9 protein-coding genes and 1 pseudogene are annotated in these 17,360 nt (G+C 47.3%); 7 read left to right on the top strand and 3 right to left on the bottom strand.

The genetic code is table 11. The features are described 5' to 3' along the window. Positions 1-44 precede the first annotated feature (44 nt). From H3H32_RS00375 to H3H32_RS00365, 3 genes are all read left to right on the top strand, one after another. Positions 45-3,056, top strand: coding sequence for a serine hydrolase domain-containing protein (locus H3H32_RS00375; RefSeq protein WP_182460720.1), 3,012 nt, complete (start codon positions 45-47; stop codon positions 3,054-3,056). Then, a complete protein-coding gene (locus H3H32_RS00370; protein WP_182460719.1) occupies positions 3,053-3,514 on the top strand; it encodes a DinB family protein in 462 nt (153 codons plus the stop codon). The genes H3H32_RS00375 and H3H32_RS00370 overlap by 4 nt, the downstream gene beginning before the upstream one ends. 118 nt (positions 3,515-3,632) lie before the next feature. After that, positions 3,633-7,514: an AsmA family protein gene (locus H3H32_RS00365; RefSeq protein WP_182460718.1), complete on the top strand. Its 3,882-nt coding sequence runs from the start codon at positions 3,633-3,635 to the stop codon at positions 7,512-7,514. Between the two features lie 17 nt (positions 7,515-7,531). Here H3H32_RS00365 and H3H32_RS00360 read toward each other — a convergent pair whose 3' ends face one another. After that, entirely contained in the window at positions 7,532-8,623 is a 1,092-nt protein-coding gene (locus H3H32_RS00360) for an AI-2E family transporter (RefSeq protein WP_182460717.1), read from the bottom strand. A 177-nt stretch (positions 8,624-8,800) separates the two neighbouring features. On the opposite strand from H3H32_RS00360, the gene H3H32_RS00355 reads away from it, so the two are divergent. Next, positions 8,801-9,337, top strand: a complete 537-nt coding sequence (locus H3H32_RS00355; protein WP_182460716.1) for a DUF4468 domain-containing protein — start codon at positions 8,801-8,803, stop codon at positions 9,335-9,337. 5 nt (positions 9,338-9,342) lie between these two features. On the opposite strand, the gene H3H32_RS00350 is transcribed toward H3H32_RS00355, so the two are convergent. Both H3H32_RS00350 and H3H32_RS00345 read right to left on the bottom strand, forming a co-directional pair. Further along, positions 9,343-10,005: an endonuclease III domain-containing protein gene (locus H3H32_RS00350; RefSeq protein WP_182460715.1), complete on the bottom strand. Its 663-nt coding sequence runs from the start codon at positions 10,003-10,005 to the stop codon at positions 9,343-9,345. A gap of 103 nt (positions 10,006-10,108) precedes the next feature. Beyond that, positions 10,109-11,398 carry an OmpA family protein gene (locus tag H3H32_RS00345; RefSeq protein WP_182460714.1) on the bottom strand — a complete coding sequence of 430 codons (1,290 nt, stop codon included), beginning with the start codon at positions 11,396-11,398 and terminating at the stop codon, positions 10,109-10,111. Between the two features lie 495 nt (positions 11,399-11,893). Here H3H32_RS00345 and H3H32_RS00340 point away from each other — a divergent pair. The 3 genes and pseudogenes from H3H32_RS00340 (at position 11,894) to H3H32_RS00330 (ending at position 17,314) form a co-directional block, all read left to right on the top strand. Next, positions 11,894-14,966: pseudogene (locus H3H32_RS00340) on the top strand (SusC/RagA family TonB-linked outer membrane protein). A 48-nt stretch (positions 14,967-15,014) separates the two neighbouring features. After that, positions 15,015-16,364: a RagB/SusD family nutrient uptake outer membrane protein gene (locus H3H32_RS00335; protein ID WP_182460713.1), complete on the top strand. Its 1,350-nt coding sequence runs from the start codon at positions 15,015-15,017 to the stop codon at positions 16,362-16,364. A gap of 467 nt (positions 16,365-16,831) precedes the next feature. Further along, entirely contained in the window at positions 16,832-17,314 is a 483-nt protein-coding gene (locus H3H32_RS00330) for a hypothetical protein (protein WP_182460712.1), read from the top strand. Positions 17,315-17,360 lie beyond the last annotated feature (46 nt).

Raw genomic sequence — 17,360 nt, 5'->3', positions numbered from 1 at the left:
TTTTTTGTATTTTTGACACTTCACGACCCCAATTTATTTGACTCATGCCCATTTGTCGGTCTCTTCTTGTTGGTTTATTAAGCGTTTTATTGTCCATACCGGCTTTGGCGCAAACGACATCGCCCACTTTTCTTACACTTAATGCGCGCCAGAGCTGCTGGGTCGATTCGGTATTTACCAATATGACGCCCGACGAGCGAATTGCCCAGTTGATTATGGTAGCGGGCTATTCAAATCGGAAACCCGGTTACGAAGACTCGCTCGTGACCCTCGTCCAGAAAAACAAACTGGGTGGTGTCGTTATGTTTCAGGGTGGACCTATGCGTCAGGCTCGCTTAACCAATCGGCTGCAAGCCAACTCGAAAGTCCCGCTCCTGATTGCAATGGATGCCGAATGGGGCATTGCCATGCGGCTGGACAGTACGGTTCGCTATCCGTACCAAATGACACTTGGAGCGATGCAGGGCGCGGGTTCTGATTCGCTGATTTATCAGATGGGCGCTCATTTGGCAAAGCAGGCGCGCCGATTGGGTATGCACGTCAACTTTGCCCCATCGGTAGATGTCAACAATAACCCGAACAACCCCGTCATTAACTTCCGGTCGTTCGGGGAAAATAAATACGATGTGGCCCGTAAAGCACTCGCGTATATGCGTGGTATGCAGGACAATCAGTTGTTAACCAGCCTCAAACACTTTCCAGGGCATGGCGATACGGGTACCGATTCGCATTACGACCTGCCCCTAATTACCAAAAGCCGCGCTCAACTCGACTCTCTTGAGTTGTATCCGTTCAAGCAATTGATCAATGCGGGCGCTGCCGGGGTGATGATTGCCCATTTGAGTATTCCTGCGCTCGACACAACCCGGAATCGTCCCTCTACACTTTCACCAGCCATCGTTACCAACCTGCTCAAAAATGAATTGGGTTTTCAGGGATTGGTCTTTTCCGACGCCATGAATATGAAAGGCGTAACAAAATATTTTCCATCGGGCCGGGCCGACGAACTGGGGTTGGAAGCAGGTATGGACGTTTTAGAGTTTACCGAAGATGTTCCGGCTGCTCTTTCGTTAATCAAACAGGCTGTAGCCGATGGCCGGATGTCGCAGGCTTCGCTCGATGCCCGTTGCCTGAAAGTCCTGAAAGCCAAAGCCTGGGTCGGGCTGGATCAGTACAAACCTATTGTTCTGGAGAATCTGGTGAGCGATCTTAATCCGGTTCAGGATGAACTACTCAATCGTAAACTCACCGAAGCCAGTCTGACCGTCCTCAAAAACGAGCGGAATCTGTTGCCGCTCCAACGGCTGGATACGCTTCGAATCGCATCGGTAGCAATTGAAAGCGATAAAGTCACAGCGTTCCAGGAAATGGCGGGCAACTATACCCTGATTCGCCATTTTAACATAACCTCTAAAACACCGGATTCGACGCTGGCACAGGTACGGGATTCGCTCAAAAACTACAATCTGATTCTGGTCGATGTTCATTTGAACAATATCCGTCCGGCAGTCAAATATGGTCTGCAAAGTAAAACGGCTGGCTTACTTGGCGAATTGGTCGCCACCGGAAAGGCGGTTGTTACGGTATTCGGAAATGTTTACGCACTGGATAAATTGACCTTCCCGATGGACACCGCTCAACCAAGCCGGAACATCGAACAGGCGCGGGCCATTGTGATGCCTTATCAGCTAACTACGTATACCGAAGAGTTGTCGGCCCAGTTGATTTTTGGGGCCATTGGGGCATCAGGTAAATTACCCGTAACGGTTAACCAACGCTTCCGAATCGGCGATGGCATCAACATTCAACCCATCGGGCGGCTCAAGTACACAATTCCTGAAGAAGTTGGTATCGATAGCCGCTACCTGGCACAGCAGGTCGATTCGTTGGTGAATGTTGGACTAAGCCAGAAAGCATTTCCGGGTTGCGTGGTACAAATGGCCCGAAACGGCAAAGTCATTTTCCGCAAAGCGTACGGCAAACATACCTACGATGCCTCTTTAGGAGCCGAACCGTTGCCTGTTCAGCTGGATGATCTGTATGACATGGCATCGGTAACGAAGGTCAGCACGTCAACCCCGGCATTGATGCGTCTGGTCGATGAAGGCAAATTCAACCTCGACGGCAAAATGGCCGACTACCTGCCTAGCTTCAAAAAATCGAACAAAGCGGATTTGGTCTGGCGCGATGTGCTGACTCACCAGGCCCGTCTGAAAGCCTGGATTCCGTTCTGGATGGACACCAAAAATCCCGACGGGACCTGGAAACCGAAAACTTTTAAAGCCGAAGAATCAGGTCGCTATCCGATTGAAGTGACCGATAGTTTGTACGAATTCAAGCGATACCCCAAAACGATTTTCCAGCAAATCCGCGATTCACCACTGAACGCCAAGAAAGAGTATGTGTATTCGGACCTTTCGTTCATCCTTTACCCGCAGATCGTGAAGCGGATTACGGGTGTCGATTTTGAAGATTACATTAAAACGACCTTCTATAAACCGCTGGGTGCCACTACGCTTACCTTCCTGCCCCGACGGTATTATTCACTCCAACGCATCGTTCCGACGGAATACGATTCGTTGTTCCGAAAAACGCTCATCTGGGGGCGCGTGCATGATGAAGGCGCAGCAATGCTCAATGGCTTATCGGGCCACGCGGGTTTGTTCGGTTCGGCCAATGATTTGATGAAGGTATACGAGATGTATCGTCAGAAAGGTAGCTATGGTGGCCAGCAATTCATTTCGCAGAAAACGATGGCCGAGTTTACGCGATATCAGTTTCCAGAGTTAGGCAACCGTCGTGGGCTGGGCTTTGATAAACCATCCTTTACCTACACTGGCAATGCGCCAAAATCGGCAACAAAAGCCAGTTTCGGGCACTCGGGCTTTACGGGCACGTTTGTTTGGGTTGAACCCGATCCGGCCTATAACCTAACCTACGTCTTTTTGTGCAACCGAGTTTACCCAACCCGAAATAATCCGAAGCTTGGGAATCTGAATACCCGCACCAATATCGTTGAAGCATTGTATCAGGCAACAAAACGTGGACTGCAATGAAAGACCATCTGATTCAATTACTGAACTACGAACTCTGGGCTAATCTGCGAGTAATCAGCGCCCTCGAAAAAATTCAAAACCCACCCGCACGCGCCCTTGCCGTTATGGGTCATATTCTATCGGCCCAGCACGTCTGGCTGGGCCGCATCACGAAGGAGTCGGTTTTTGTCTCTATCTGGGAGGACATTCCGGTTAGCTGGATGGCTGAAACAGCCGAACGCCAACATAGGCAGTTAACAAGTTATCTCGAAGGATTACCGGAACTGGATTTAGCGAAACCCATTGCCTATGCTAACTCACAAGGCGTTGACTATCAAAATACAGTGACGGAGATTTTGACGCACACGAGTCACCACGCGGCCTATCACCGAGGACAGGTTGTCCAGCTAATCCGCCCTATGGTCAACGAAGCGCCGGTAACCGATTACATCGTCTGGAAGCGGGAAGCTTTTAATTAATTGATTTTTAACCCCTTACCATTAAATTGACGATATAAGCCAAACTCATTGTGTTCATAGTTAGTTAATAGTAACAACCAAGAGCCTCACTGTTACTCATTCACGCACGTTTAGTCTTATGAAGTTGTCGTCAAAAAGCTGGGGCAAACTACTTTTTCTGGTAGCGGCAGTGCTCTCTTTGGCGGCAGGCGGGTTGTATTATATACTGATCAACAACCTGAAAGACATAATCACCTACGCGATTGACAAAGAGACTAAAGGTGGGTACACCTTCCAGACCAAGAATTTAAGTCTGTCAATCCTGAATAAAACCGTGTCGATTGATGGCCTACTCTTCGCCCGAAAAGACACGACGAATGTACCGGCGTACTACACGGTAAAAATTCCCCAGTCTTATCTGTCCATCGAATCATGGCGGGAGCTACTGATACACAAGAAACTTCTGGTCGATAGTTTTTCGGTTTCGAAGCCCGAGATTGTCATTCACGATTATAAGGTTCACTCGAAAAGCCACAACCAGACTCGTTTTCATACGTCGAGCATTCTCGAAAACCTGCAGAAAACGCTGGATCATTTACACGCGAAATCCTTTAACGTTCAGAGTGGATCGTTCGCACTGATCAAACGAAATTCGGCGGGGCCTTTTGTTATTAAGGACATTAACCTAGTTGTTCACAACTTTTCAAAAATTGATAATGACAACCGACGCATACTTGGCTCCGACCGGATTGAAGTATCGCTGGGTCCTCAGCAATGGGTGCTATCAGACGGAAAAAATACGCTAAGTTTTCGCGGCTTGCGCTTTGCCAGTGCTACGCAATTATTTGAAATTGACTCGGTTCACTTTCGAAAACCGGCTACCGCTCAAAAAGGAGAAATGAGTCTGCGGGCCGAGAAGTTTTTCTTTAACTCAACGCATTTGCCCGCCGTTTACCAAAAAGGAGAATTGTGGCTCGACACGCTCATTTGCGTTCGGCCCATTCTTACGCTGCCTATCGAAAGCCGAAAAGAGCAGATAACCGATACCAGCGGCACCATTCATGCGAACATCAAAACCCTGTTTAAAACGGTAACGATTCGGTATACACAGGTGCAGGATGGTCAGATTTTACTGGCCAACAAACGAAATCCAACATCGCAGAGCGGTACTCGGAAAGCCAACCTGACCATTTATAACCTAGCGCTCAACCAGCAAAACGATCACTCCCTCAGCACCGATAGCGTTAACCTGAGCCTACGGAACATTGCCTTTTTCTCGCCCGATAGCCTGTTCAAAATCAGTGTCGAATCGTTTCAGGTATTGAAGAAAGACCTCATTTTCAGGAATGTGCTGTATGGAACAACGTCTCGTAAAGTAACTGGTAAGGGCCTGACGTTCAAGGCTCCCCTACTCCATCTGCACAACATAGATTTTGAAGATCTAATGCAAAAGCGGCTCGTGGCGTCTGCCGCCGAATTGGTACAACCCAGCATTGTGGTGCTGGCTACGCCCAAAGCTTCCTTACGCCCAAAGCCTTATGTTGCATCGACGACTCCTCCTAAAAAAGTCGATTTATTCAAGACATTACACGGATTGGGCGAACTCCTGCGGGTAAATCATTTCCGGATTATCAATGCCAACGCGCAGTATAAATTAGGGGGCGATGCGCCTATGGAAGTGTCCATGAAGAACATGAACGCGACCGTTTTGCTGAACGATTTTTTAGTGAGCGATTCGCTGATTGACATGAAGCATGCTATTCCAAACCTGACCGTAGCAAATGCACACCTGACCACCAAAAAATTAAACGTTTCCCTGACGAATTACACCCTCTATGGGCAACAGCGCTACAATGGGGTCGATAAAATTCAGATGGACCTCGCCAATGGAAGCGTGCTGACGGCCAATAAAGTGTATTGGGAAGCGTTTGCCTGGGATGCACTTCAACAATCCAAAGACGTTCAGATTGAACTACTCCGGGTGCATGATCTGGCCATCGACATGAAAAGCCCAGTAAAAAAGCGTAGTACCTCGACGAAAAACCACGCTCCCGACCAGATTAAAGAGCACCTGCCACGCATTCACATCGCCCAACTAATGGCTGATCATCTAACGCTGAAGGCTGCTTTATCCAAACAAATTCGGGCTGGTTTTCAGGGCTCATCCATCCGGATCGATAGCCTGACAACGGATACGGGCTATTTTGGCTGGAATCAGATTAGCGGCAAACTGAACGATCTTTATCTAAATCAGCCGGGTGGTAAGCAGGTGTCGATTGCCTCTGTAGACCTCAATAGCCAGCAAATCACGACACTAACCAACCTTCGTTATACAGACAACAGTCCGGGTAAAACGCTCCAGGTTGCTTTACCGAAAATCCGGGTCATTGCGCCGTTCAATTCAACTGACTTTTCAACTATTCGTCTCCAATCGCTGCAACTTGACCAGCCCGAAATAAGTCTACTCACGACTGGTCAACCGAAAACTGAAGGCTCAGGTCCAGCCAATGGGTTTGCTATTCCGTTTACTTTTACCCTTCATGAATTGAGCATCAATGGGGCGAATGTGACCTATATAAATCCCCAAAATGGCGATTCGGTACGTGTTCGAACGGTAGTTGATGTAGAAGGGAAAGGGCTCTATGGTGCCAAACAGGAGGCTTTAACGTTTGCCTCTTTACGTGTGTCGCCGAGCAATATAGCGCTCACAAGTCCCCGACTAAAAACCGTAATCCCAGCAGCCACAGTACAGCTAACGAATGGCAAGGTATCGGCCACACAAGCCGGGAAGCCAATACTGATCGGTGATTTGCAGGCTACGCTGACCGCAAACGATCTGCATCCGGTTCTGAAAGCGAAGCGCAGTAATTTCCCAAGCCTGCTTAGCCTTGGCCACCTTACGGCGACTGTCAATTTTCCGAGTTTCGTCTGGACAGCCGGGAAAAAAATTGCCTGGGCTACCTGGATGAACCATACGAATCTGGCGGTTAACGATGTGCTGCTGAAAAGACCAGGAACGGCTTTCCAGGCTGGCACCCTAACCTGGACTCCCCAAAATGCCCGTTTACAGGTCAATCATTTTCAAATAACGCCCACAATGCCCCAGGAGGAGTTTATGACGCCACCGCATTTTCAGGCCGATTACATTACCGTTAAGGGAGAGGAAGCTCAATTCAACGGGTTAAGCATGGCTCAGTGGCGCCGGGATTCTACGATTTCAATTCATCATGTTGTAGCCAAAAACGTCACGGCCGATATCTCGCGGGATAAGCGCCTACCCGACCCGGACTTTATTCCGGAGAAGCTAATGCCTACGCGGCTCATCCGACGGGTGAACATACCGTTTCACATTGATTCGATTTCGGTCGTCAACAGCAACGTTATTTATCACGAAACCTCCAAACTCACGAATCGGGTGGGAAATGTACCGTTGATGAACATCAATGGCGTTCTGAAAAACATTACCAATCGCCCAAGAAAAACGACCGACAGTTTAGCACTAACTGCCAGCACAAAGTTGCTGGGGTTAAACATTGACCGACTGCAATACCGGGAATCCTACAGCGATTCGCTGGCGGGCTTTCATATGCAGCTCAACACGTCGGGGGTGCGCTTGCCCGAGATGAGTTCGATTACGAACCCAATTATAGCCGCCAATCTGGATGGTGGATACGTGCAGCCCATTATAGCCAGAGTGGTGGGCAATCAATATGCATCAGTGGGCAATATGCGATTCCACTATAAAGACCTAAAAATCAGTCTACTCAGCCCTGCTGACACAACAAAGAAAACCTTCTTGATCCGCGTTAAAAACTTCGTGATTGGCAAAGTTTTACGCAAGAAAAACGAAACGGATTCCAGCATTTTTTACGACCGAGACCCGCAGACGTTTATTTTCGGCTACTGGATCAAAACGATGACGAGTGGCATTCTGACCAGTATTGGCGTTAAAAACAATAAGAAATATCGCGCCAATTACCTGAAATTGAGCCAACAGCATCCGTTACCCGCCTACGAATAAGGGGAGTTTTTATTCGTCTATTTCTTCCTGATTCGCAAGCCTAATTTATGCATGGGGCTATGCACCGGATTGTCATCGCCAAACAAAACACCCCATTGCGCAAACATGTCTGTCCGGTCAAAAATCACTTTCAGAATCGCAATGATGGGCAATGATAAAAACATACCTAATATGCCCGCCATATGTCCGCCAATCACAACCCCAATGATGCTGGTTAAGGCATTGATTTTTACTTTAGAACCAAGCACACGAGGACGCAGGATATTCTGATCCAGAAAATGAACGACGGCCACCACCACAAGCAGTTCAATAATTGGTAACCACTCCTGCGAGGAAGCCAGAATAATAAACAGACCAATCAGCGTTCCCATCACAATACCAACGTAGGGAATCAGATTCAGAAAGGCCAGAATAATGCCAATTAACAGGGCGTGCGGTATTCCCAACAGTTGGAGTGTGCCTCCCAGCAGAATAATGATGAAAGCAATCTGAATCAGTAAGCCAATCAGGTAGCTTTTGATGATCAATTCGGTTTCTCGTAGTGCTTCTTCGACCCGGTCATGGTGTTTGGTCGAGAACCATAAAAACACAAAGCGAATAAGCAGATTTTTGTAAAACAGCAGCAGAAACACGTAAATAGGCATCAGCCCCAGCAACACAAAAACCGACGATAAAGACCCAGCCACCTGCCGCAACAAATCGCCCGTTGCGTTGAGCAGTTTGGCATTTTGCTCGTGAAAAAAATCAAGTTGCTGCTGGATGGAATAATGCGTTTTCTGAACCAGAAACTCGCTTAGCTCGCGCAAGTGCATCAGAAGTGTTTTCTTGATCTGTGGAAAATCGGCGAGTAGCGCGCGAATCTGGATCGAGAAAAACCCCATAATCACCAGACCAGATACCATCATGAGCAAAATGGCCAGTAGAATAGCTATTGAATCGGGAAGGCGGCTCTTTTTAAGGAATCGGTAAACCGGCAACAAAATGATGCTGATAAAAAAGGCCATAATTAGCGGCATAATAACGGCTTTGCCAACCAGCAGTAAGGCCCCGAGCAGGCATAAGCCCAATAATTCAATAGACCGCTTAACCGTTAAAGGTAGTTGATTCACAGACGTATAGAGGCTAAGGTAAACGAATGATTAGTTAACCATCGACATGAATCAATGGTTACGATTATCCCCGATCTACAATTTCGTTATTATCAAATCCGGATCGGCCTTATCTTCGCATTCGCTTTTGGCAGGCAGTGCGGTATGGCCTGTTCGTAAACTCGAAGTCAATTCAGTATGAAGTATTTGCTAATCATTACGTTGTTTGTATCTGGCAGTGCATTCGCACAACTTCGCTTGCCAACCAATGAAACAGGCCAGGTTCAATATCAGGAAATTGTGCGCGTGCCTAATGAAAAATTGCCAGCACGTCAGCTAATGAACCAACTCCACGATTGGGCTGAATTTTATTATGAATCAGAATCAGCAGCCGAACAGCAGTACGATCCAGAGCATAATATTCAGTTCATCAAGTCGGCTTATCACATTGACGATCAGATCGTACGCTACACACTCACGGTTGAAGCTAAGTTTGGTCGCTACCGCGCTACCATCACCGACTTGATTGCCGAAGATAAGGGGATCAGCGTGCCGGTTCGAGCAAGTAGTAGCACAGCTGCCGAACTGGAACGGGCATCGGGGGGCAAAATCACGAATCGGAAATTAATTGAGCAGGCTGCCCAGCAGCAAGCCGAATTATATCGGCAAATCGATAAATCCTGTCGTGGTACGCTGGCCAGTCTGAAACAATATTTAACAACCTTACAGAAATAAGGTCATTAACGGTGCCGGTCTACGCCTACCTGCTCACACCAGGGCAGTACGGGGCAGGTTGAACAATGCGGTAAAGTGCCCGTACAAATGTGTTTACCAAACGGCATCAGCAATCGGTTGATCGCTATCCATTGCTCACGAGGCACTTTCGTTTCCAGAACTTTCAGGGTTTGTTCAGGTTGCTTGGTGTGCACATAGCCCCAGCGGTTTACAACCCGATGTACATGAACATCAACGCTGATAGCGGCTTGCCCGGTGGCTACGCCCAAGGCTAAGTTGGCACACTTCGGCCCAACGCCTTTTAGGGATGTCAGGGTTTCGTACGTAGCGGGCAACTCTCCATTAAATTCATTTACAATCCGCTCGGCAATGCCCAGCATCGTATAGGCTTTCTGATCGGGATAGGTAGTTCCGTACAGCAAGTGAGTTAACGTCGGGACGTCGAGTTGAAGAAGTTGTTCTGGCGTGCGTGCCTTTTCAAACAGCCGCAGTGATACAGGAATCGTTGTTTCGTCGAGCGTTCGGATCGATACAATGCATGAAATCAGTTGCTCGAAGAGGCTGTTGTACCCTCGCTCAAACAGATCGAACATAGCCGCTTTGGGGTAGGGCTTTATGGCCTCCTCAATATGGGCCAGCACAACGTCGAGATCAAAATCTTGTTTCATGTTTCAAGTTCAATGTTTCAGGTTTCAAGTTCCATTTTCTGGAGAGATGCCATAGCCTGGAACTTGAAACCTGAAACATTGAACTTGAAACCACCCCTTAAGTTTAAACTTTCACCACAACCATTTCCACCCGCCGGTTTTCGGCCCGTTCTTTCAGGGTTTTATTGGTGTTGATTGGTCGTGAGGGGCCGTAGCCAACGGTTTCAATGCGGGAAGCAGTAATCCCTTTACTGATCAAGTACCGCTTTACTTCATTGACCCGATTTCGGGAAAGTTCAACATTCGCATCAAATTCCCCCACCGTATCGGTATGCCCTTCCAGACGAATTTGCATCGTTGGGTTCGACTGCATCATCGTTGCCAGTCGATCCAGTTCTGGATATGACTCCGGTTTAAGATCATAGCGGGATACATTGAAATAGATGTTTTTCAGGGTGACTTTAGCCCCCGCTTCAATCGGTACCAGATTAAAATCCCGAGCTACGTCAATGCGGTTGGTCACCAGCGTATCACTTTGACTAAAATAGCCTCTGGCCGAAGCCGTTACAACATAAACACCTCGCCGGTCGATGGCAATTTTGTAGTTGCCTGATGGACTATTGCTCTGGACTGAATCAGCCGGATCATCCCCCGATGCTTCAGCACCGGACAACAATCGGTACGTAACCGTGGCCACAAGGGGCTGTTTTGTTTTGGCGTCCCTTGTGACCCCATTGATTGCCACAGCTACTGGCGTCTGATCTTCCTGCGGCTGAGCGGGTTCGTTCGATTTTGGATTTTCGTCGGGCGTGCCAATCCCAGGCGTTGTGCGGGGTTTATAACGAGGTTGTTGGGGTTTCGCGGGAACAGGTGTCGGCGTTTTTCGTTGCGAATATCTTTCTTTTTTAGGCGGATTAATGATGTGAACACCCCAGAAATTGAAGCATACATACCTATCTCTATCCCGACATTCGTACAGATCGAAGGTGGTGTAGCCCGGATCGATTCGCTCGAAATAAGCCACAAAATCAACGCGTTCACCAGGCCGCACAGGTCGACGGGTTTCTTCCGGGATATTCTCAACCCGAATAAACTTATACGACCGTTCGCCCTGATTGACGTATAAGCGGGACGTTGGCTGAAAACCAATGTTATTCGTCGATTCCATCTGCATCGAACCTCCCCCCGGCTGCGGAATTGCAAACGGCCATGATCGTCTTTGTGAACCGGGTTTTGCGTGCGATTCAAATTTCATGTAAATAATTGTGTACCGATCCGTTAACTCAATACGCTTGATAGTAACATCCTCATCGTTAATGTCATCAATGCGTGGGCTTTCCGTCGTGTATTGTACCTGTGCACGCAAGCCCGTTACGAGTAGCAGAAGGAATAGGGTGAACAGTTTAAATTTCATTGTTTCTGGCGTTTACTGATGTACCTGTAACGATTAGACAACAACTCCTGTTTCACCGTTTAATACCTATTTCAAAAAGTCCGTATTAAGTAATGCCGGATTTAAAAATAGCGCCCTAATTGTATAAATCGCCCCATCAGCTCTATAAGATAGCTCTTAAAGTAACTCCCTTCTATTAATAAATTATACCTATATTAATAAACGTAATTATACTTAAGTAATTTATTCCTTTCCTCCTCTATTTCAAATTAGTCTTAGAAACATCAAATTCGGAAAGTATAATTTTTTCAACAATTAAACTCCCAATAAATTACTATTATATCAATCAAACAGACCAATATTCCAGTATTTTATTCCTAATAAAAATAGATAATGTATTTATTATTCTGATTTTATTAGGATAACGCTTATCATGACTCCATTTAACGTTATTTTAATATAAGATTAAAGATTGTACTTTTGCAATTATCACATCTTGTTTTCATTAACAACATTATGAGAAAACTATTACAAATTAGCTTCCTGCTTCTCTGCACAGCTTGGGGAGCTTACGCCCAAAGTCAGGGGATTTCGGGTAGGGTCACATCGTCAGATGATAACACCGGACTCCCCGGTGTAACGGTCACCGTAAAAGGTAGCACACAGGGAACACTAACCGATGCAACCGGTAATTACCGGCTTACAGTAAGCGGAAATGCCACGCTTGTATTTAGCTTTATCGGGTTTTCAAGTGTCGAAGAGCCTGTCAACAATCGGTCAGTTATTGACGTGCAATTGAAGACGGATGTCCGCAATTTGAACGAAGTAGTTGTTACCGGTTATGGCCAACAGATTAAACGCGACTTAACAGGTAACATTGCCAAAGTTCGGGCAGCCGATATTCAGGATCAGCCCGTAACCACCTTCGATCAGGCGTTACAAGGCAAAGCTGCTGGTGTGCAAATCAACGCTGGTTCGGGTAAACTCGGCCAGGGAATTCAGGTGCGGGTACGGGGGCAATCTTCGGTTTCGGCCTCTAACCAACCCCTCTATGTGGTTGACGGTACGCCCGTTACAACCGACAACTTGAGCTTTAACAGCGCTTCTACGAACCCACTGGCTGACATTAACCCACAGGATATCGAGTCGGTTGATATTCTGAAAGATGCATCGGCTGGCGCTATTTATGGCGCTCGTGCCGCCAATGGTGTAGTGCTGATTACGACCAAGCGCGGTAAAGCTGGCCGGACCAATATTACATTTGGTGCCCAGTACGGTTCGAGCAAACCTACGCACAAACTGCAATTTCTGAATACAGAGCAGTACGTTAAGTTCTACAATCAGGCAGCGGCCAATTCTGACCGGATTGAAGGTCTTGATCCAAGCGATCCAGATTCGTACACATCCTACATGAAAGGATTCTACGATACCCAGGGATTGGGAACGTATGGCACGGCGAATCAGGCAAGTACCAACTGGGGTGACCTGGCCTATCAGGATGCGCCTTACCAACAGTATGACCTTAACCTGAACGGTGGAAACGAAAAAACGACCTTCTACCTGTCGGGTCAACTACTCGATCAGAAAGGAATTCTGGTTGGTAACGCGTTGCAGCGTTATTCGGGTCGTCTTAACCTGGATCATAAAGTATCTGACCGACTGCGGGTCGGTTTCAATACGGGTTTAACCCGCACGTTCAATCAGCGGATTTCGGCGGATAACCAGTTCGACAATCCGATGCAGATGGTTGCCCTGCCGCCAATGACGCCCGCTACAGACCCAACCACAGGTTTACCCGTTGGTACTCCTCCTGGCGATCTGAGCATTCCGGTTTATTACAATCCGCTGATCAACATCGGGAATGCTTACTTCAATACAACGGTTTACCGGAACATCAGCAACGTATACGGTCAACTTCAGATTATCAAAGGGTTATCTTTCCGAACTGAATTTGGTCTGGACGTACTGAATCAGCAGGAAGAACTTTATTACAACAGCAAAACGCAGCGGAACTTCAGTGCACCCCAAGGCATTGGTCAAAACCGTTACGTACGGGTAGAGAACTACACGACCAACAACTTCTTTACCTACAACACGCTATTTGGCCGTAGCCAGCTCGATCTGACCGTGGGGATGTCGTACCAACAGTCGCAGCAAAAAACCAACTTTACCGAAGGTCGTGATTTCCCATCAGACGCGTACCGACAGATTGCCAGCGCGGCTCGTAAAACCGACGGTAGCTCCACTCAAACTGATTTCCGGTTCCTATCGTACTTTGCTCGGGCTAACTACAAATTCGCCGATCGCTATCTGTTAGGCCTAAGTGCTCGTGTCGATGGTTCGTCGCGATTTGGTAAAAACAGCCGATATGGGTTCTTCCCGGCCCTTTCGGCAGGTTGGGTATTATCGGAAGAAGATTTCCTGAAGAACAATAGCACAATCAGCTTCCTGAAACTTCGGTCAAGCTACGGACAGACGGGTAATGCTGAAATCCAGAATTTTCCTCAGCTAGGCTTATTTACGGGTGACGCGAGTTATGGTACCTTACCCGGTCAGCGTCCATCGCAATTGGCCAACCCTGATCTGAAATGGGAAACCACCAACCAGTTCGACATAGGCGTTGACTTTGGCATCCTCAATAACCGCATCAACGGGGAAATCGACTATTATAACAAGCAAACGTCGGGACTTCTGTTGAGCGTAAACGTGCCGGGCACAACGGGTTTTGCCACGCAGTTTCGCAACGTAGGCAGTCTGGAAAACAAAGGATTTGAGTTTGTGCTCAACACGGAAAACTTAACCGGTGCTTTCCGCTGGACAACGAGCTTCAACGCGGCTACCAACCAGAACAAGATTACCAACTTACAGTCGCAGATCATTGAAGGGGGTATCAACGCGATGAGCCGCGCCGTTGAAGGCCAGCCACTGGGTGTATTTTTTACGCAGGAGTATGCCGGTGTTGACCCAGCTAATGGCGACGCACTTTGGTATAAAAACACCACAAATGCCGATGGATCGGTTGACCGCTCAACGACGAACACGTACAGCCAGGCACAACGCGTGGTTATGGGTAGTCCACTGCCTAAATGGACGGGTGGTATCACGAACACCTTCAGCTATAAAGGCATTAGCCTGAACGTGTTGTTCAACGGCGTATTTGGAAATAAAATCAACTTCTACGGAGTTGGTCGCTACTCGTCGGCTAACGGCCGTTTTGAAGATAACCAAACGGTCGATCAGTTAGCAGCCTGGACGTCTTCAAACACCAATACGAACGTACCCGAGGCTCGTTTGTACTATAACAACGGTGCCCAATCGTCAAGCCGGTTTATTCTCGATGGTTCGTTTGTTCGACTACGTACGGTTACGTTATCGTATAATCTGCCGAAATCGATCATCAATAAGGCTAAACTTACCAACGTTCGCTTGTTTGTAACGGGTCAGAACCTGCTCACCTTCACAAAATATGCTGGTTGGGACCCCGAAGCTGAATGCCGATTACATTGTATCGAACATTGCGCAGGGGTATGATTTCTACACAGCTCCACAGGCACGTACGATCACAGGTGGTATCAACATCGGTTTCTAACACGCACTTCTGAACGAATTAAGAACGACTTTTCAACGCATTTTTGCTATGAATTTATCCATAAAACATTGGTTATACGCCGGAGCCGTCGGTCTGCTGATTACGGCCTGCGACAACCGCCTGAACGTTGTACCAACTCAAAGTATTGAGCAAAGTCAGGCGTTAAATACCGAACAAGATGTGCAGATTACGTTAGTTGGCACCTATGATGGCCTTAGCGATGTCAATCTGTACGGCGGTGGTATTCAATACATTGGCGATTTAATGGGCGACAACCGAGACGTACTTTTCGGAGGCACGTATGCAACCATCGACGAAATCTGGCGCAAAACGGTCACGACTTCCAATACGGTTACACGCGATTTCTGGCTGGATGGCTACAATGCGATCAACCGGGCCAACAACGTTCTATCGGCTCTGACTAAAGTTGGAGAAGCCAATCGAGGAAATATTGAAGGACAAGCCCGCTTTATTCGGGGTGCATTGTACTTTGAGTTGGTGAAAGCTTTCGGTAAAAGCTGGAACGACGGAAATCCCACGGCAAATCCGGGTGTACCACTGGTTCTAACGCCAACAACGTCGGTAACCGATGCAGATTATCGTGCCCGCAATACGGTTGCGGAAGTCTATGCACAGGCAATAGACGATCTGACTAAAGCCGAGAGTCTGTTACCCGCCACCCAATCGGGAGGCACAGGTTTTGCGACCAAAGGAGCAGCAGCAGCAACTCTTGCTCGTATTTATTTGCAGCAACAAAACTACGCATCAGCTCGCGATGCGGCCAATCGGGTTATCACGTCAGGAACCTACGCCCTGGAAGATAACTTTGCAGATGTGTTTAACGACGCCACTAACGGCTCGGAGATCATTTTCAAAATCATCGTTACCGATCAGGATGGGGCCAATGACATGAACACCTTCTACGCTTCTTCCCCGAATCAGGGTCGTGGTGATGTGCGGGTACAATCGAAATTCAGGGCGCTTTATGCCACTGGCGATGTTCGGGGAACGTTCTTCAACACCGCTGGACAGAACACATTTACCAGCAAATTCAACGATCAATATGGCGATGTGCCAGTGGTTCGATTAGCTGAAATGTACCTAGTCCGTGCTGAAACCAACTTACGTCTGGGTACTTCTGTTGGCGCATCACCGCTTGCTGATGTCAACCTGATTCGCAGCCGGGCAAAAGCTACAGCCCTCACCACGGTTGATCTGGCCGCTATTTTGCTGGAGCGTCGACTTGAATTAGCCTTCGAAGGCCAGCAACTTGCCGATATCAAACGGACGGCGGGCACAGTAGGAACGGTAGCTTATAATGCCAACAACCTGGTTCTGCCAATTCCACAACGGGAGATTGATACCAACAAAAAACTGGTTCAGAACCCAGGGTATTGATAATTGATTCTTGATTTATAAAAAGGGGTGAATCCTTATACTAGATTCACCCCTTTTTGCGTTCTGGCGCGAGCATTCGCTCGTGACTTTAACTTTAGCCAGCATTCGCTGGCATACGGCGAAGCTTAAAAGCGCCAGTGAATACTGGCAGGATTAAAAGGCACGAGCAAATGCTCGCGCCAGTGTCAGAAAACACAACAACCTTTTTCGATCTTAATTTTGTTAAAGGACAAAATACATTTGTATATTCGACAGCATACAACAACGTTTTTTCCCAATGAAAAAGTTAAGTCGATATAACAGTTTTTCAGAACTGAAAGACAGTGCGGAGTCAATCAAAGCGGGTTCGGACAAATCGCTGGAACGGCATGATAAGTTTCAAAGCTTCATAAGTCTTTTGAGGCACGAACCTATTAAAGATAACGCGCCATTAAAGACTAATAGAGTTGTAGAGCAGCGTACTTCAAATGGAATATAATAGGGCCATTCTTGACATATTCGCTATTTTTAATAGCAGTTCCGTAAACTATTTAATCGTAGGTGGCACGGCTGTAGCATACTATGGTTATTCAAGAAAGTCAACCAATAATGCGGGTAAGGCTACAAATAAACCTGATCTTGATTTTTGGTATAACCCCAGCTACGAGAACTATTTTAAGTTACTTAATGCCTTAGAGCAACTCGGAAAGGATGTAACGGAATATAGAGAAGACCCTTCGCCTGATCCTAAAAATTCGTTTTTTAGGTTAGAGTTTGATGATTATACGTTGGATCTTCTCCCTCGTATAAAGGCCCCTTTAAAGTTCAACGCATCTTTTGCAAAAAAGAACATTTCCCAATACGAAGACATCGAGATTCCATTTATAAGCCTAGAAGATTTGATTCAGGACAAAGAGACTTTCCCGCGGCAAAAGGATATAAATGATATTGAGCATTTACGAAAATTTTAGTCGTCTATTCCTTCTGGCGCGAGCATTTACGAATCCCTTCAACTTT

Origin of the sequence: Spirosoma foliorum (assembly GCF_014117325.1) — a bacterium.
Lineage (GTDB): Bacteria > Bacteroidota > Bacteroidia > Cytophagales > Spirosomataceae > Spirosoma > Spirosoma foliorum.
This window is presented reverse-complemented; position numbering and strand designations above follow the sequence as displayed.